This is a genomic window from Nitrosopumilus maritimus SCM1, from assembly GCF_000018465.1.
GTDB classification, from domain to species: Archaea; Thermoproteota; Nitrososphaeria; order Nitrososphaerales; family Nitrosopumilaceae; genus Nitrosopumilus; species Nitrosopumilus maritimus.
Genome location: NC_010085.1, coordinates 363,716 through 379,758, shown reverse-complemented (window position 1 = coordinate 379,758; position 16,043 = coordinate 363,716). Strand labels below are relative to the sequence as shown.

The window sequence follows — 16,043 nt, the reverse complement described above, 5'->3', positions numbered from 1 at the left end:
TTAACTCAAATCCATCTTCCTTACATCAACAAAATGTCCATTGATTGCAGCAGCAGCTGCCATTACAGGACTAACCAAATGAGTTCGTCCACCAGTGCCCTGTCTTCCTTCAAAGTTTCGATTAGAAGTACTTGCACATCTTTCTCCTGGAGATAAAATATCAGGATTCATTCCAAGACACATACTACATCCAGCTTCCCTCCATTCAAAGTTAGCATTAGTGAAAATTTTATCAAGACCCATCTCTTCAGCTTGTTTCTTTACCATTTGAGAGCCAGGAACCACCATTGCACGAACATCTGGAGAAACTTTTTGTCCTTTGACTACTTTGGAGGCTTCAATCAAATCTTCAAGTCTTGCATTAGTACAAGAGCCAATGAACACTCTGTCGATTTTAATTTCTTCAATTGGTGTTCCAGATTTAAGGTCCATGTAATCAAGTGCCTTTTCTGCACCCTTCTTTTGATTGGAATCGCCTTTTGAAAACTCGTCAGGTGTTGGAACTGTTTCAGTTACATCACAAGTCATTCCAGGATTTGTTCCCCAACTTACTTGAGGTGCAATATCATCAATGTGTAATGTGAATTGTTTTTCAAATTTTGCATCATCATCTGATTTTAGATTTTCTCGCCAGTATTCTACAAGAGATTCATAGTTTTTTGGAGTGTATTGCCTATCTCTAAGATAATCATAAGTCTTCTCATCAGGGGCAATCAATCCAGCACGAGCACCAGCCTCAATTGACATGTTACATATGGTCATTCTCTGCTCCATGGAAAGGTCCTCTATTCCCTCACCACGGTACTCTATTACAGTTCCAGTCCCACCGCCAGTTCCAATATTTTTGATAATGGATAGTACGATATCTTTTGCAGTAACAGCATGAGGGTTCTTTCGCTTTCCTTCTACTCTAATTTCAAAGGGTTTTGGTTTTTCTAGCCACAAAGTCTGGGATGCCAAAACATGTTCTACTTCGCTTGTTCCAATTCCAAATGCAAGAGCACCAAATGCACCATGAGTAGAAGTGTGACTGTCACCACAAACAATAGTGGAACCAGGTAAAGTGATTCCAAGTTGAGGCCCAATGACATGAACTATTCCTTGATTAGGACTGTTAATATCAAATAGTTTAATTCCGAAATCTTGGCAGTTTTTTTCTAGTGTTTGAATTTGTACAGATGATGTTTGATCTAAAATTGGAAGCCCCCTATCAGTTGTAGGAACATTATGATCCATTGTTGCAATGGTAAGATCAGGTCTCCTAACCTTTCTGTTATTCATTCTAAGACCATCAAAGGCCTGAGGAGAAGTTACTTCGTGAACTAGATGTCTATCGATGTAAATCAAAGATGGGCCGTTTTCTTTTCCAACTACAACATGTGCATCCCAAATTTTTTCAAAAAGTGTTTTTCCCATTTTGAATCCTATGGTTTGTAATTAAAGAGACCACCAGCTTCAATTATTTTTCCAATAATCTCAGAGAATGGTTTCATCTTGTATGTTTGATTTTTTGTCAAGTTATTGATTTCGTTTTTGCTAATGTCAATATCAATTTCATCTCCTTCAGAGATTCCATTGTATGCATCTTCTTCAATTTCAATTGGTAACAAAAATGCACCATCAACAGAATTTCTGTAAAAGATTCTGGCAAAAGATAACGCAAGTACTGCCTTGACGCCAGAGTGAGACAATGCAATTGGGGCATGCTCACGTGATGAACCACAGCCAAAATTCTTTCCAGACAAGATAAAATCACCTTCCTTTACTTTGGAATGAAAGTCAGGATCTAGACCTTCCATTGCGTGAGTTGCAAGTTCAGCATAATCATGAACCTTGAGGTATTGTCCAGGAATAATTACATCAGTATCGATGTTGTCTCTTTCATATTTTATGACGTTTCCTTTCATTACAAATCCCTCGGATCAGTGATTTTTCCAGTTACTGCGGAAGCTGCAGCAACCATTGGAGATGAAAGATATGTCTCAGACTCTACATGACCCATTCTACCTGGGAAATTTCTGTTTGTAGTGCTTATGCAGATTTCATTTTTAGCCAAAACACCCATGTGTGCTCCACAACATGCACCACAAGTTGGTGGACCTACAGTAACGCCTGCATCTAAGAATATGGTAAGTAATCCATTTTCCATTGCACGCTTGTAAATTGAGATAGATGCTGGAAGAATTTCTGTTCTAATCTTTACAGTCTTTCCTTTGAGAATCTTTGCTGCAGCTTCCAAGTCTTCATACTTTGCCCCAGTACAAGAACCGATGTAGGATTTGTCAAGTTCTACTGAAGGAGCTTCTCTTACTACTGCAATATTTTCAGGAGAGAATGGTTTTGCGACAAGAGGTTCCATTTCAGAGGCTTCATACTCATACACATTTGCATACTGTGCATCATCATCACCTTTGAATACTTGTGCATTTGTTGCACCTCTACTAGAAAGATAATCTACGACTTTTTGATCAGCTTCAGCAATTCCATTCTTTGCTCCAGCTTCTGTTGTCATGTTACATAGTGTCAATCTGCTTTCAACAGACATCTCATCAATCCCAGTACCGCCAAACTGCATTGTTCTGTAATTTCCTCCATCAGTTCCAATATCGCCAATGATTTTCAAGATCAAATCTTTAGCCATTACATGATCTGGGAGTTTTCCGTTTAGTTTGAAATAATCAGTCTCTGGCACCTTAAACCAGATTTGTCCATTAAGCAAAACATATGCAATATCAGTATGACCTAACCCACATGCAAATGCACCAAGTGCACCCGTAGTGTTTGTGTGAGAATCACCGCCAACATAGACATCACCAGGCATCACCATTGCTTCTTCATGAGATAATGTATGGCAGATTCCATACTGACCCATTCCATATTTGAAGTGTTTTTCAATTCCATAGTTTTTTGTGAAATTTGATAATTTAACGATATTTTCAGCAGATATTTTTTCTGCAGAAGGAACAAAGTGATCTTCAGCAACCCATACCTTTGTAGGATCCCAAAGTTTGCTGACATCAACACCTTTGTTTTTTAATTTATCAAACACCTTGAGAACTCCAGGTCCAGAAACATCATGAACCATTACCTTGTCGACCTTTGCAAAAACTACATCATCAGGGGCAACTTGCGATTTTCCTGATGCACGAGCAAGAATCTTCTCTACAATGTTCATAATCAAAAACCACCATTTTAGAGATTAAAAGCTTTTCAGAACAATAAAAAAGAAAAACCACACTCACAATGTTGTGCAATTAACCGTTTTACCACTTTTAGCAGATAGAATGGATGAAAAATTTGATGTTTTTGAGGTATTTTTGAAGACACTTGAAAAAAATGAGACAAAACTAGAAGATGGTGATGTTATAGTGATTTCAACAAAATACATCTCAAACTCCCAGGGAAGAATTGTGGATATTGAAAATATTCAAATCTCCAAAGAGGGACTAGATGTTTCAAAAAAATATCAGTTAAAACCAGAGATTGCTGAAGTCGTAATTAGAGAATCAGATAAAATTTTTGGAGGAATAGCAGGATTTGTTATCACATCATCAGATAACATCATGGCACCTAATGCCGGAATCGACAAATCAAATGCAAAAAAAGGTAAAGTCATTTTGTATCCAGATAACCCTTACTTGGTAGCAGAACAACTGCGAAGAAAGATATTTTTGAAAATGTTAATTCATGTTGGAGTTATCCTAGTTGATAGTAGGTTAATGCCTGCAAGAATTGGAACATCAGGTGTTGCAATTGCATGTGCAGGAATTGAGCCAGTATTAGATATGAGGTCAAAAAAAGATCTTGATGGCAATCCACTCAAAGTAACATTTCAAGCAGTTGTAGATAATTTGGCTACAATTGCAAATCACAAGATGGGTGAAGGCGCAGAGTCAAAACCATTTGCAATAGTTAGAAACTCTGGGGCAACTCTTACAGATAGAAAAATCAGTTCTTTTGAGATGGCAATAGATCCAGATCAATGCGTGTATGTTAGAGGTCTATCAAATCCACCAAAAAATCAGTAATGTTGTTGTTCTGCTTTAAATAGAGGTATTTTGTCCACCAAAATATTGGAATATCTTACAACATATCCAAAGACAGTATCATTTCTTGATGGATTAAAGCACAAGATTGATGTTGACAATAAAGAAGGGGTAGAACAACTTCATGTTGTTGTAAAGAAGAGTTTTGAAGAAATGTTAAAGATCTTTACTGAAGAGGGATTTACCAAAGTAAAATTTGAACATAAACAGCCTGACCAAATAGGACATGGTCTTAATTTGAAACTAAAGAAACCTTGGGAGATGCATGTAAGAATGGTAGACCTCAAGAAAGGACTAATTGGAATTCATGCAGAAGTTGAGGTCTCAAGAGATTATCTTCAACACTTGTTTTCTCAAAGAACACCTGTTGTTTATGAAGTAGAAGAGATTCTAAAGAAATACCAAGTAGAATACAGTATCTGGCATGATAAAATTAAGAAAAATGTTCATGCAATTGTAGACAACTATAAAGTAAAACTTGCAACTCCAGCACTTCCAGTATTTGCATGGAAACCAATGTTATTTGTCATTGGAACTGTTGCAGCATTTTACGGTTGGAAATATTTCAACACAATACTCTAGGTCATACGCCAAGAGATTCTGCTTTACTTAGTTCTAGAAAGACTTTATCTCCAACAGAAAGACCCATGTCTTTGTATTCATGCATCTCTAGTTTTAGTTGAGTAATACCGCCTTGCATTCCCATACCGCCCATTCCAGATAGCATTTTGTTGAGATCCTTCATCATGTCATTCATGTTTGAAAAACCCATGACTTTTGGACTACCAAATGGAGATTGTGGATTTTGTGTTCCTTCTTTGAGATCCTTTACAGAAGATAACGATACAATGACATATGGTGCACCATCAGGGGCAGCATCAATACTTCGTACTACATACTCTTTTTTCATATCTAAAATGACTGACCTTCCATCTAATTTTAATTTTAAGGTCAATTTCTTCTAGTTTTACAATGTTGAAGCTTTAATTACAATTTTTGAGTCTAGAGATTATTGGCTGACAGTCTAACTACAACATTGCGATATTATGGAATTTCACCTTGGGAAATTGAAGTTTTGTATGGGTTTCTAAACTCACATTTTACTATTAACCAAGAGGAGATAGAAGCAGATGATGAAGATTTTGTTAGTTTTTTAGATGTAAACATTCCACTTACGTTCAATGATGCGTTTTTTGAATGGTTTGATTTCAAACGTTGGGAAAAAGTCAAGGCAGTATTCAAAGAGATGAAACGTAGAAGGGGTAGCGGTAATGCCATAAAGATTGTAATCAATTTTTCAGGAATTCCAAAAATTGGATTTACAATTGATACACAAGATAAACAGTGGTTTGATAATGCCATAGAAAAAATTGATTCAGTTTTAGAGTTACTTCCTTATCATCTTGATCCAGAAAAGATTCCAGCAGAAATAACTGAAGTCTATTACAAGTTTGATTCAAAAACAGTTAGATGGAGATTAAACACAGCAACATCCCCACAAAAACAATTTTCGTTTAAAGGCGATGTTTGGAAAGAAATCAATTAAGATCTTTTTGTAGTGGTTCAAGTAATGCGTGTAGTTCTTTGTATTTTGACTCTAGAAACTCTATAGCATTATCAAGTTTCTTTGATTTTCCGTATTTGTAGCGAATTAGTTCACGATGATGCCAGTATGTTTTACCATCATCAACTGAAAGTGTTGTAAAGTAATCAGTTCCCTTTAGGTTGTCAGGTAATTTAATGTCATGGGGAAATAACATATCTACAATAAACCACTCATCACCATCAGGATAGTCAGCTCCAGTTTCTACATCAAAGAAGACATGAAGTAAATCAGACTGCATAAGACCATCATCACTTATTGCAGGGTGTTTTACAGATGATTTTTTAAAATCAAGATTTACTAGTTTAGGTTCAAAAAAACCCTTAATGATGGATTTTCTAAAGATAGTGTTTGCCTCATTGATGTTCAAATGCAAAATACACTGCTACAAAACTTGCCTATAACCTGTTTGGTTTTAGAATAGACTAAACTTCAAGTGAGTCCAAGATGTGTGAAATATTAGTATTAGAGATTCCATTTTTTGAGATATTTTGTTTTGCGGGGGGGTTTTCCAGATAATTTGGAATCTTATCTTTTAATCTAGTGGTATAAGGAGTAATGATTTCATTTTTGTAAAATACTCCAATTGGAATCTTGTTTCCCCATTCAAGAGATTTGATTAGAGCTTGAGAGAGCCTTTCATTGACTTCTGCTTCTTCATTGTAATGGACTTCAGGATCATAACCGTGTTCTTCGAGTTTGTAAATTCTTGAATGCCTCTTTTGAGCTTCGTCCATTAAATCAGTTCCAGCATACCAATCTCTAGTGTTAAGATCGTTGTATGTTGGACATGGTTGTAAAACATCCAAAAATGACAATCCCTTGTGATTTACTGCTTGAATAATCAAATCTTTGAGATGTCTAACATCGTAAGAGTATCCACGTGCAACAAATGTAAATCCACTTGCAACAGCTAATCCGATTGGATTAACATTGTAGTTGGTGTTTGGGGATGGGAGGGATTTTGTTTGCTCACCAAGTTTTAGGGTTGGAGATGCTTGTCCCTTTGTTAATCCATAAACTCCATTATCAAATATGATGTATGTCATGTTTACATTACGTCTTCCTGCTGCAACAAAATGACCTGCACCAATTCCTAGACCATCACCATCACCGCCAACTGCAACTATAGTCATCTCAGGATTTGCAATCTTTGCACCTTGTGCAAATGTCAGAACTCTGCCATGAAGAGTATGGACACCATAAGTATTGATGTAGTGAGATGTTTTTCCAGAACAACCAATTCCAGAAAATATTGCAGTCTTGTCTCGCTCTACGCCCATTTCAGCAAGAGCCATCTGAATAGCATTTACAATTCCAAAATCACCACATCCAGGACACCAGTCATTGTGGACATCTGTTTTGAAATCTGCCATCTTAAGCGCCATGCATCAAAACCTCCCTCTTCTCAGCCTTGTTTTCAACAATTTTCTTAAGTGAATCATAAACTTCAGTACTAGTCATTGCTCTTCCAGTGTATTTTAAGATAGAATAGTCAATATCTCTTTGTACATTTTGTTTGAATAATTTTCCTAGTTGTGCTGAATGATTTGCTTCAACATCAATGATTGTTTTTGCATCTTTTAGTAAAGAAGCAACATAATCACCAGGAAATGGATGTAAGAGTTTAATCTGTACAAGGCCAATAGATATTCCGTCTTTTTTGAGCATTTCAATTGCATCAATGATTGGTCCTTTTGAAGAACCCCATGTGATTACAGTAAAGTCTTCAACACCAAAAGACACTGCCTTTTCTGCTTCTGGAATTTCTTTTAGAATCAAATCAAGACGGGACATTCTCTTATCCATCATCTTAACACGCAATACTGGATCTTCTGTGATGTGGCCTTTTTCATCAGATTCATCACCAGTGTCCCAAAATATTCCGTTGTCGAGTCCTAATTTAGAACGAGGAGATACACCATCTTCAGTAAATGCAAATCTTTCGTATTCACCTTCAACTTTGTCTAAGAGTTTTCCTCGATTAATTGTAATTTTAGAAGGATCAAATCTTGTACAAGTAACAACAGAACTTGCAATGAATTTATCCATCAAATGAATTACTGGAACTTGAAAAATATCAGCATAATTGAAAACGTTTCCAGTGTCATAGAAGCTCTCCTCGACATCACCTGAAGCATAAACAATTTTTGGGAAATCTCCATGTCCTGCAAATACAGAAAATAGTAAATCATCTTGGCCGTGTCTTGTTGGCAGACCAGTTGAAGGACCACTTCTTTGATAGTTGGTGATTACAACAGGCACCTCATTTATGCCTGCCCAGCCTAGCATTTCAGTCATCAGAGCAAATCCAGGACCAGAAGTACACGTTGCAGAACGTGTTCCAGTTAATGCACTTCCTATAGTCATACCCATTGCACAAATCTCATCTTCAGTTTGAATTACTGCTGTAGAACCAGGACGGTCATCAATTATTTCCAAAATTTCATTTGATTCTAAAAATACAGATTCATCTGAAGCTGGAGTAATTGGATAGTAAGGTTGTACTCGACAACCACATGCCATCTTTCCTAATGCAGTTCCTTGGAATCCTTGAACCAAAAGAGTTCCAGATTCTTTTTGAATTCCAGTTAATGTATGATGAAAATCTTCAAATTTTGCAGTTGCATAATTGTAAGAATAGTTTGCAGTTTGTTGATTAATTTTTGCAATCTCTTGTTTCTTTGAAAAAATTGTTCCGATTGTTTTTTGTAAAGAGTCAGGAGGCATCTTGACTAGACCCAAAGACAAAGAAACACCAATGACATTAAACATTCTAACTAATCCCTTGAGACGAGGATTTTCAGTTTCTTCTGCAAGTGTTTCAAGAATGGATTTGAATGATACAGGATATAATTTCACACCGTTTTCTTTTGCAATTTCCAAAACACCTGCGATGGAAAATGGTTTATTCTTTGATTCTAGTTTCTTATGTAGTCGTTCTCTAAATGGTGCATCTAGTGTATGTACTCTATCAGTAGTAACATCATCAAGATCTGCATCATAAATTATCCCACCATCAGAAACTACTTCATCATAATGACGAAAGATAGTTTCAGCATCAAATGATGCCATCAATGTTACATCATTTACATTTGAATGGATTTTTTCATCAGATATTCTTACTGCAAAGTAGCTGTGTTCTCCTTTGATGTTTGAGTAGAATTCTCTCTTCCCAAATACCTGATACCCCATCTCAGCACAAACTCTAGAGAAAATATTAGCACCAGATTCGACGCCACTACCTTGAGGACCTCCAATTAGCCAAGTAAAATCAGTAGAACTCATAGCAAGTCACCTATGAAATGAATAGTAATAGCCAATTTTATCAAATTGTTATCCTCCAGTTGCTGCATCAAATAATGCACATTTACACTTGTCTCGTTCTCCACAATAAGGGCATACACAAACACATTTTTCAATAGCATTTCCACATTCTACACAAATAGCAAATTCTTCTTCCTCTTGTGTTTCAGAAGACATAAAGAAATTAGAAGGAAATCGTATAAATGGTTTGAGATAAATCTCATCTTTATGAGAAAGAAAGTGTTTCTAACAAGAACACTTCACGATTTTGCTTTAAAGGAATTAAAGAAAAAATATCAAATTGAAGTACATAAAGGAAAGATTCCAGTTCCTCAATCAAAGTTACGATCAAAAATTAAAGATGTAGATGGATTGATCTGTTTTCCATATGACATAATCAATAAAGAAACAATAGATTTGGCAGAGAATCTCAAAGTCATCAGTACATACAGCGTAGGTTTTGATCATATTGATACAAAATATGCAAAAGGAAAAAAGATCAGAGTGGGATACACTCCCGAAGTATTAACTGATGCAACAGCGGATTTGGCTTTTTCACTATTACTTGATTCATTAAGAAGGGTTTCAGAGGGAGACAGAATAATCAGAGATGGAAAATGGAAAATGATCTATGGAGCACATGACTATGTAGGAGTTGACCTACAAGGAAAAACTATAGGAATTTTAGGATTAGGAAGAATTGGACAAACACTTGCAAAGAGAGCTAAAGCATTTGATATGGATATAATTTATCACAATAGAAATCGTCTATCAAAGACTAAAGAGAGAACATTGGATGCAAAATACGTCTCATTTGAGAGGTTAATTTCTCAAAGTGATGTCATTTCAATCCACGTTCCACATACAAAAGAGACTGACAAGATGTTTAACATGAAAATCTTCAAAAAAATGAAAAACACTGCATTTTTGATAAATACATCAAGAGGCAAAGTGGTAAATGAAAAAGACTTGGTTACTGCATTAAAAAAGAAAATTATTGCAGGAGCAGGACTAGATGTCTTTGAACAAGAACCAATAAGCAAGAACCATCCACTGACAAAATTGCAAAATGTGGTACTGGCACCACACATAGGGAGTTCGACTAAGGAGACCAGAGCCAAAATGGCAGAAATTACTGTAAGAAATCTCAATCTAGGAATGAATGGAAAAAAACCGATCTACTCAGTAGGATATTGAATTTCACGCCCAAGTTACTATGAAAAGAAATGTGGAGTTTTTATATCTAAACGGTGAATACCAATCAGATTGAAAAAATTCAAACATACAAACGAAGAATTAGAATTAGCTAAACTACAATCTGAAAAAGAAAAGAAGAAGAAATCTCAAGAATAATATTTTTTCTCCTTGTCTTTTTCAGACAAGGTTTTTTTTAAAAATTAATTTTAGAAGAAAACTTTTCGTTTAGTTGTTCATAAATTTTTTTTCGTTCAGGAATTAATGTTTTAGAATCATCATACATCTTTGTAAAAAAGGCTGCCAACACTCTTTGGTTATCTTTATTGTAAAATCTAACACTAAAACTTGTACGTTCGGGTTTTTCTTCTTGTACAAATTCTGCATAATTAATTAGTTCTGAATCAATATGCATATGAGCGGGATCATCATTTTCACCAAGTGTAATCCACTTTTCTCTTTGTCGAATACTAAGAGGACTTCTAACCTCACTTGTTGCGCCACCGCTTTTTACAACAAACAAGATATTCTCAATTTTTACAATATCAGATAATAACTCAAAAAGCAATACATCCAAAAAGATTGGAAATTATTTCAGTTTTTACTTCGATTCATGTCAATTTGGATAAAATCATCCTCACCACCATGAATACAGTCAGTTCCAACTGCTTTGACAGGCGAAAAACTTACTGTTCCTTCATGGATTTTACCTTCTTTTTGCATAAATTCAATTTTTCCAGATACAACTTGCTTGTGTCTGCCACATGTAACTCCAACCATATACTCATCTTTTCCATCAACAATTGATACAATAAATTCAGGAGGACTAGGACACTGTTTTCCTTCTTTGCTTACAGAACACTTGTCAGGTAACATAGTTTGATTTTGAATTTTATTAGATATTAACCTTGATTGTTATTGATTCCATTTATTATCCACTAAAACGAAATTAAAGCGAAAATACTTGGCAAAGAATTTTGATGTTGTAATTATTGGTGGAGGCATTCTTGGCACATCCATCTCATATTTTCTATCACATCTAAACAAATCAAAAAAAGTAGCAGTTATTGAGCAAGCCAAAAATGTTGCTTTTCACACTAGTGGTAGAAACACAGGTAAAGTACATGCTCCCTATCTATACAATCCTGAAAAGAAAAAGCTGTTTGCAAATGCTGCATTTCATGGATTTGACATGTGGGAAGAATATTCCAAATTACACAACTTGCCATTCAAAAAAGACGGAGTAATAGAAGTTGCACTAGACAAAAAAGGAATCAAAGTTCTTGAGAAATATCTCAAATGGGCAAAACAAAACGGATTGGAAGAAAAAGACATTGAATTGATGGACAAATCAGAGATTAAAAAAATAGAACCAGAGATAAAATGCGAAGCCGCATTATACGTTTACAGAGACGGCTCAGCTGATTATTCCACATATACAGAATCATTAATGAAAGATAGTAAAGAAAACGGAACAGCATTTCTTTTAGATACCAAAGTTACAGAAACAAAAAGAGAAAATGGAAAATGGAAAATAACATTAAATGAAGAGGATGAAATTTTTACAGAATTTTTGATCAATGCTGCAGGTGGAGAGGCAGTAGACATTGCACATGATGTAGGAGTTGCAACAGAACTAACCGATGTTCATTTTAGAGGGGAATATTGGAAGGCACCAAAACAATACAATAACCTAACAAAAACTAGCATCTATTCAGTACCAGAGTTTCCAGACTATCCATTCTTGGATCCACATTGGATAATTCGAGTTGATGGAAATTGTGAGATAGGACCAAATGCAGTACCTGTCTTTAGCCCATACGGGTATAACAAAGCTGAAAACATCAAGGAATTTGTCCCAAAAATGTTAGAGATGCTGGGGTCTGGTGCACGAAAGGCAATCTTTGACAAACAATTCCAAGAGCTTGCAATGAATGAGATACAATCATCAATGTCAAAATCAACAATGGTTGAAAGAGTAAGAAGATTTTTGCCGAAGATTGATGCAGAAAAGATTACAGAGAAAGGAACAGCAGGTATTCGCTCATCAATAATTAATGAGAAAGGAAAATTTGAACCAGATGTGATTTTGCTTGATGACGAGTCATCATTTCACATCCTAAACTATAACTCACCTGGAGCAACTGGAGCATTACCATTTGCAGCACATGTTGTGAACCATTTACATAATTCAGGGCTATTACTAAGTGAAACCACTGATGGACAGTGTGGACCATGGAAATTCTCTGAAATCATAGAAAAAATAGAAAAAAAGTAGTGTTATGATAGTTCAGCACTACCAAACAATACGCTAAATGCTTGACACCAAATCAACACCTTGTTGTATTTGGTCAAATCAGCATCATCTGGGATTTCGTAATTTTGATTTCCCTTGTTTGCTTTGAGTTCACCTAGATTGATAAATTCAGAAGCATCATCATCAGTTGCCAAATAGACATACAAGTCAGGGCCATTAGTTGATTGGAAATTTTCTAATCGCAAGACATCACTACCATCCTCAAGTGGAATAGTATATGCATCACCTTGGGCGTCATGAATTCCATCACCAACACCGATAAAAGTTCCTGAATAAGAAACAGGAGTCATTTTCTCCATCATGGTTTCTTCCATCATAGGTTGAACAACTGCACCAGTAGGTAATGCCTCATCAATACTAGATTCTGTAAAGTATGGAGATATTGCAAATGCTGATACAGAACCAACTATTGCAATTGCAATAATCGGTATCAGGTATTTGTTCATGAGAAAAAGATTGGAATTTTAGTATAAAGAGGATTTTCCAAATGATTACCAGATGTTTTCCAAATCTTCAAACATGTTTTTTGAGAATATCAGTAACAGTTTTGGAAAAACTAACAGCTGTTGCAGTTTTTTTTATTTCTGCAGCTTGTTTTGAACGTAATTTTTTGTAAAGATCATCATCAATTAGTAGAGTAACCCTCTTTGACATGTTTGTGTTATGCGTTTTCTGTATTTAATGGACACGTGTTTTTACTAATCTAGAAAATCAACATGGGAATTTAGATTGTTTTCAAATTTTCTACAACATCAAAAAATCTAGTGGTAAGATCAAAGTTCATCAAATTAGAAAATAATGGCGCCGGGAGGGAGATTTGAACTCCCGTTCCCTTGCGAGAACGCGCTTTATGGTTAACAATTTCCAGGCGCGCGCCCTACCAGGCTAGGCGACCCCGGCACAAGTCTTGCGACAAATTTAGTTTTTAGAATCTGATTATAAATGGTATTACTACTTCCAGATCGTAATAGTAGTTGAACGTTCTACTTTTTCTCCATTCTCATCAAATCCTTTTGCTGAGATCTTGTAAAGACCTTCAAGAGCTGAATCTCCATCATTGTTAATTTGATCCCAAGAAAATGTAACCTCTTCATTTGGTTTTAGTTCAGATAACACTTGTGTTGATGTTGGAGAATACATTAGCATACCAGAGAGTCCCGTAATTCTTAGACCATATGATGCATCAGAAAATGAAATTGGAACAGTTCCAGTATTCATGATTGTAATTTTAATCTCTTCGCCTTTTTTAAAATCAAACTTTTCAGTGAGAATTGAAATTCCAGAACCTTCAACATAAACTAGTTGACTGGTGTTCTTGACATCAATAAGATAAATTCCAAATAACAATCCAGAAATTATTCCAATTCCAACAAAGATAACTAAACTTTTTGAGAGCAATTTTTATTCTTTAGAAGATGGTTTTGTTCTCCATTTTTTAGGATAAGTGTTTGGAGCCATGATAATTCTCTTTGTTTCAAATGCATATCCTTTTACTGCATCTTGAATTTCCTGACCAGACATTGTTGCTTCGGCTAATGCAACTGCTTCTCCTTTTTGTGTGTAAATTCCAACAATGTCACCTTTGTTCAAACTAGGAGATATTTGTAAAATTCCAGGAATTGCTAGTTGTGCACCATGGCACATTGCATCAATTGCAGAATCACGAATTACTACTGATTTTAACTCACTTAGTGCATGTTCTACAGGCTGTATCATACTCTTTAGTTTAGAATCATCTTTCTTTTCTTCCCATAAAGCAAATGCGTTTGCAAGTTCATGGAGGGTCACCAATCCATCAGTTTCTCTGAATTGATCAACTCTAGTTCTTCTAAGCTCAATCATGGTTGCACCAGGTCCTAGAATTTCACCTAGATCATAGTATAATTTTCTAATGTATGTTCCAGCCTCACATAGGACTCTAGTTAGTAACAGTCTTTCTTTTTGTTCTAATACTTCAAATTCGTAAATTGTTCTAGTTCTTGTTTGTCTAACTACTGCGGAACGTTGTGGAGGTTTTTGGTAAATTTCTCCAGTTAATGATTCGATTACCTCATGTAGTTTTTCTTTTGATGGAAGCGAGTGGACACGTCCTAGTGCATGGTATTCTTTAGGTCCAAACAGCAATACACCTAGAGCTTTTGTTGCCTCACCCAACCCTAAAGGAAGTACTCCTGAAACTTGTGGGTCTAGCGTTCCACTATGTCCAATCTTTGGTAATTTCAAAATTCTTTTGGTCCATGCTACTGTCTCATGACTTGTAGGTCCAGGAGGTTTGTCTAGTAAAATAATTCCATAGTTTAGTAATTGTTCTATTGTTCTTTTATCATAGTATGTGCCATATGCATCATCAGTAATATCTTGATCAACTTCAATTAGATTCTCTAATTGTTTTAGAGTCATAGTAGTTTTCTCACCGTTTCTTTTGCAACATCAATTACTTGTTGTGCTGTAAGATTGTCAGTATTTATTATAACATCAAAAACTGATTTGTCATCACCAAAATCAAAATCATAGAGTTTTTTGTAAAGAGCCTTGTTTTTGTCAAACCTCTGTTTTGTGATTTGATAGGCATCCTCAGAACTCATATCATCTCTAGTTTGCATTCGTTTTGTGCTACTCTCATGAGACCCCTCAAGCCAGATTCTAATCCCATCTTTGATTAACCAAGGGAGTGTATAGCTGGTGATTACCATTCCACCCTCATTGAATAGTTTTGTTAGTTTTTCATCCAACTTTTTATCAAATTCAGAATTTTTTTCGCGTTGGTTGAGAAACTTCATTCCTTCTTCTGTGTCCCACCAATCATCACCTGCAGAATCAAAACCTTGTTCTTTTGCCATCTCTTTGAGGACATCACCGCCACTAAGATATTGTAATGAAAATTCTTCTGCCAATCCTTTTGCAACAGTTGTCTTTCCTACAGCAGGAGGACCTGAAATTACAATGGATTTTGTCAACTGAGATCCATTGATGTTTTGGTTAGTCGCATAATAATGCCACTAAATGCAATTGAAGACAAGAAATACCAAGCCCAAAGATATAACGCATTTTCTGTTTGACAAACATGTTCAGGGTCTGCTGCTTGTTCTGCAGTACAAGTAAGTTGGAACATATCTCCAGGAATCACATTTAGAGGAATTGGAGAGACAGCTACAGTGTAAGCAAATAGTTGTGGCAATACAAGATAAAATATCAAGATTAATGGGACAAAAGTAATCATCATTGGTCTCATATTCATTTGCATCATTTCCATTGACATCTTGTTCATGTATGCAGATTTTTTGTTGAGTTCAGCTGCTCTTGCAGTATCTTTTGAACGCATTGCTGCCATTCTTTCTTTTTGCCATCCACGAGTCTCTTTCATTATTCGTTTTAGCTTTACTTGATCAACCATCTTCTTTCTAACTGCGGCATTGAAGATGTTAAGCAAAATACCAAACCCAGTTACTGCAAACATTGAGAGAATCAGTCCTTTGATTATTGGGTCATCACTTCCGAGTGCACCCCTTTCACCTCCAAAGAAATCAAACTGGAGAGGTATTGATTCGATAAATAGTAGAATAAAGCTAAAGTCCAT

The 16,043-nt window shown here is 35.7% G+C and carries 21 protein-coding genes and 1 tRNA gene; 5 read left to right on the top strand and 17 right to left on the bottom strand.

Annotation, left to right across the window (positions count from 1 at the left end):
* Genes leuC through NMAR_RS02250 form a run of 3 tightly spaced genes read right to left on the bottom strand, consistent with a single transcriptional unit; the run spans position 1 to position 3,175 of the window.
* Positions 1-1,416, bottom strand: a complete 1,416-nt coding sequence (gene leuC / locus NMAR_RS02260; RefSeq protein ID WP_012214805.1) for a 3-isopropylmalate dehydratase large subunit — start codon at positions 1,414-1,416, stop codon at positions 1-3.
* An 8-nt stretch (positions 1,417-1,424) separates the two neighbouring features.
* On the bottom strand, positions 1,425-1,907 hold the full coding sequence (locus NMAR_RS02255) for a LeuD/DmdB family oxidoreductase small subunit (RefSeq protein WP_012214804.1): 483 nt from the start codon (positions 1,905-1,907) through the stop codon (positions 1,425-1,427).
* The gene (locus tag NMAR_RS02250; RefSeq protein ID WP_012214803.1) at positions 1,907-3,175 is read right to left on the bottom strand and encodes a 3-isopropylmalate dehydratase large subunit; all 1,269 of its coding nucleotides are present in this window, start codon (positions 3,173-3,175) and stop codon (positions 1,907-1,909) included. The genes NMAR_RS02255 and NMAR_RS02250 overlap by 1 nt, the downstream gene beginning before the upstream one ends.
* A 73-nt stretch (positions 3,176-3,248) precedes the next feature.
* Between NMAR_RS02250 and NMAR_RS02245 the strand changes: the two genes are divergently transcribed.
* Positions 3,249-4,028 (top strand): coenzyme F420-0:L-glutamate ligase, encoded by a 780-nt coding sequence (locus tag NMAR_RS02245; RefSeq protein ID WP_012214802.1) that lies wholly within the window; start codon positions 3,249-3,251, stop codon positions 4,026-4,028.
* A 45-nt stretch (positions 4,029-4,073) separates the two neighbouring features.
* The gene (locus tag NMAR_RS02240) at positions 4,074-4,628 is read left to right on the top strand and encodes a hypothetical protein (RefSeq protein WP_148680281.1); all 555 of its coding nucleotides are present in this window, start codon (positions 4,074-4,076) and stop codon (positions 4,626-4,628) included.
* 1 nt (position 4,629) lies between these two features.
* Here NMAR_RS02240 and NMAR_RS02235 read toward each other — a convergent pair whose 3' ends face one another.
* Positions 4,630-4,956 carry a hypothetical protein gene (locus NMAR_RS02235; protein WP_148680040.1) on the bottom strand — a complete coding sequence of 109 codons (327 nt, stop codon included), beginning with the start codon at positions 4,954-4,956 and terminating at the stop codon, positions 4,630-4,632.
* A gap of 102 nt (positions 4,957-5,058) precedes the next feature.
* Between NMAR_RS02235 and NMAR_RS02230 the strand changes: the two genes are divergently transcribed.
* Positions 5,059-5,592, top strand: coding sequence for a hypothetical protein (locus NMAR_RS02230; RefSeq protein WP_012214799.1), 534 nt, complete (start codon positions 5,059-5,061; stop codon positions 5,590-5,592).
* Here NMAR_RS02230 and NMAR_RS02225 read toward each other — a convergent pair.
* Genes NMAR_RS02225 through NMAR_RS09660 form a run of 4 tightly spaced genes read right to left on the bottom strand, consistent with a single transcriptional unit; the run spans position 5,585 to position 9,132 of the window.
* Positions 5,585-6,025 (bottom strand): hypothetical protein, encoded by a 441-nt coding sequence (locus tag NMAR_RS02225; protein WP_012214798.1) that lies wholly within the window; start codon positions 6,023-6,025, stop codon positions 5,585-5,587. The two genes, NMAR_RS02230 and NMAR_RS02225, sit on opposite strands and share 8 nt — an antisense overlap.
* Before the next feature lie 49 nt (positions 6,026-6,074).
* A complete protein-coding gene (locus tag NMAR_RS02220) occupies positions 6,075-7,037 on the bottom strand; it encodes a 2-oxoacid:ferredoxin oxidoreductase subunit beta (protein WP_012214797.1) in 963 nt (320 codons plus the stop codon).
* The gene (locus tag NMAR_RS02215) at positions 7,027-8,937 is read right to left on the bottom strand and encodes a 2-oxoacid:ferredoxin oxidoreductase subunit alpha (RefSeq protein ID WP_012214796.1); all 1,911 of its coding nucleotides are present in this window, start codon (positions 8,935-8,937) and stop codon (positions 7,027-7,029) included. The genes NMAR_RS02220 and NMAR_RS02215 overlap by 11 nt, the downstream gene beginning before the upstream one ends.
* Positions 8,938-8,985: 48 nt before the next feature.
* On the bottom strand, positions 8,986-9,132 hold the full coding sequence (locus tag NMAR_RS09660; protein ID WP_187146552.1) for a hypothetical protein: 147 nt from the start codon (positions 9,130-9,132) through the stop codon (positions 8,986-8,988).
* Positions 9,133-9,183: 51 nt separating this feature from the next.
* On the opposite strand from NMAR_RS09660, the gene NMAR_RS02210 reads away from it, so the two are divergent.
* On the top strand, positions 9,184-10,152 hold the full coding sequence (locus NMAR_RS02210; RefSeq protein ID WP_012214795.1) for a 2-hydroxyacid dehydrogenase: 969 nt from the start codon (positions 9,184-9,186) through the stop codon (positions 10,150-10,152).
* 193 nt (positions 10,153-10,345) lie between these two features.
* On the opposite strand, the gene NMAR_RS02205 is transcribed toward NMAR_RS02210, so the two are convergent.
* Both NMAR_RS02205 and NMAR_RS02200 read right to left on the bottom strand, forming a co-directional pair.
* On the bottom strand, positions 10,346-10,717 hold the full coding sequence (locus NMAR_RS02205; protein WP_148680039.1) for a ChuX/HutX family heme-like substrate-binding protein: 372 nt from the start codon (positions 10,715-10,717) through the stop codon (positions 10,346-10,348).
* A 26-nt stretch (positions 10,718-10,743) separates the two neighbouring features.
* The gene (locus NMAR_RS02200) at positions 10,744-11,025 is read right to left on the bottom strand and encodes a hypothetical protein (protein ID WP_012214793.1); all 282 of its coding nucleotides are present in this window, start codon (positions 11,023-11,025) and stop codon (positions 10,744-10,746) included.
* Between the two features lie 88 nt (positions 11,026-11,113).
* On the opposite strand from NMAR_RS02200, the gene NMAR_RS02195 reads away from it, so the two are divergent.
* Positions 11,114-12,427, top strand: a complete 1,314-nt coding sequence (locus tag NMAR_RS02195) for an NAD(P)/FAD-dependent oxidoreductase (RefSeq protein WP_012214792.1) — start codon at positions 11,114-11,116, stop codon at positions 12,425-12,427.
* Positions 12,428-12,429: 2 nt separating this feature from the next.
* Here NMAR_RS02195 and NMAR_RS02190 read toward each other — a convergent pair whose 3' ends face one another.
* The 7 genes from NMAR_RS02190 to NMAR_RS02165 form a co-directional block, all read right to left on the bottom strand.
* A complete protein-coding gene (locus tag NMAR_RS02190) occupies positions 12,430-12,912 on the bottom strand; it encodes a DM13 domain-containing protein (protein ID WP_012214791.1) in 483 nt (160 codons plus the stop codon).
* A gap of 67 nt (positions 12,913-12,979) precedes the next feature.
* Entirely contained in the window at positions 12,980-13,120 is a 141-nt protein-coding gene (locus tag NMAR_RS09655; RefSeq protein WP_187146551.1) for a hypothetical protein, read from the bottom strand.
* Between the two features lie 145 nt (positions 13,121-13,265).
* Positions 13,266-13,366 (bottom strand) — tRNA-Ser (locus tag NMAR_RS02185).
* Positions 13,367-13,417: 51 nt separating this feature from the next.
* A complete protein-coding gene (locus tag NMAR_RS02180; protein ID WP_012214790.1) occupies positions 13,418-13,864 on the bottom strand; it encodes a COG1361 family protein in 447 nt (148 codons plus the stop codon).
* Between the two features lie 3 nt (positions 13,865-13,867).
* Positions 13,868-14,866, bottom strand: coding sequence for an RNA-guided pseudouridylation complex pseudouridine synthase subunit Cbf5 (locus tag NMAR_RS02175; RefSeq protein ID WP_012214789.1), 999 nt, complete (start codon positions 14,864-14,866; stop codon positions 13,868-13,870).
* Positions 14,863-15,423: a cytidylate kinase-like family protein gene (locus NMAR_RS02170; RefSeq protein WP_012214788.1), complete on the bottom strand. Its 561-nt coding sequence runs from the start codon at positions 15,421-15,423 to the stop codon at positions 14,863-14,865. The genes NMAR_RS02175 and NMAR_RS02170 overlap by 4 nt, the downstream gene beginning before the upstream one ends.
* The gene (locus NMAR_RS02165) at positions 15,420-16,043 is read right to left on the bottom strand and encodes an EMC3/TMCO1 family protein (RefSeq protein WP_012214787.1); all 624 of its coding nucleotides are present in this window, start codon (positions 16,041-16,043) and stop codon (positions 15,420-15,422) included. The genes NMAR_RS02170 and NMAR_RS02165 overlap by 4 nt, the downstream gene beginning before the upstream one ends.

What these genes read in the sequence shown, in the direction of transcription:
- leuC (WP_012214805.1), bottom strand. Translation starts at nt 1,416, where the DNA reads ATGGGAAAAACACTTTTTGAAAAAATTTGGGATGCACATGTTGTAGTT.
- NMAR_RS02255 (WP_012214804.1), bottom strand. Translation starts at nt 1,907, where the DNA reads ATGAAAGGAAACGTCATAAAATATGAAAGAGACAACATCGATACTGAT.
- NMAR_RS02250 (WP_012214803.1), bottom strand. Translation starts at nt 3,175, where the DNA reads ATGAACATTGTAGAGAAGATTCTTGCTCGTGCATCAGGAAAATCGCAA.
- NMAR_RS02235 (WP_148680040.1), bottom strand. Translation starts at nt 4,956, where the DNA reads ATGAAAAAAGAGTATGTAGTACGAAGTATTGATGCTGCCCCTGATGGT.
- NMAR_RS02220 (WP_012214797.1), bottom strand. Translation starts at nt 7,037, where the DNA reads ATGGCGCTTAAGATGGCAGATTTCAAAACAGATGTCCACAATGACTGG.
- NMAR_RS02215 (WP_012214796.1), bottom strand. Translation starts at nt 8,937, where the DNA reads ATGAGTTCTACTGATTTTACTTGGCTAATTGGAGGTCCTCAAGGTAGT.
- NMAR_RS09660 (WP_187146552.1), bottom strand. Translation starts at nt 9,132, where the DNA reads ATGTCTTCTGAAACACAAGAGGAAGAAGAATTTGCTATTTGTGTAGAA.
- NMAR_RS02210 (WP_012214795.1), top strand. Translation starts at nt 9,184, where the DNA reads ATGAGAAAGAAAGTGTTTCTAACAAGAACACTTCACGATTTTGCTTTA.
- NMAR_RS02200 (WP_012214793.1), bottom strand. Translation starts at nt 11,025, where the DNA reads ATGTTACCTGACAAGTGTTCTGTAAGCAAAGAAGGAAAACAGTGTCCT.
- NMAR_RS02190 (WP_012214791.1), bottom strand. Translation starts at nt 12,912, where the DNA reads ATGAACAAATACCTGATACCGATTATTGCAATTGCAATAGTTGGTTCT.
- NMAR_RS09655 (WP_187146551.1), bottom strand. Translation starts at nt 13,120, where the DNA reads ATGTCAAAGAGGGTTACTCTACTAATTGATGATGATCTTTACAAAAAA.
- NMAR_RS02175 (WP_012214789.1), bottom strand. Translation starts at nt 14,866, where the DNA reads ATGACTCTAAAACAATTAGAGAATCTAATTGAAGTTGATCAAGATATT.
- NMAR_RS02165 (WP_012214787.1), bottom strand. Translation starts at nt 16,043, where the DNA reads ATGGACTTTAGCTTTATTCTACTATTTATCGAATCAATACCTCTCCAG.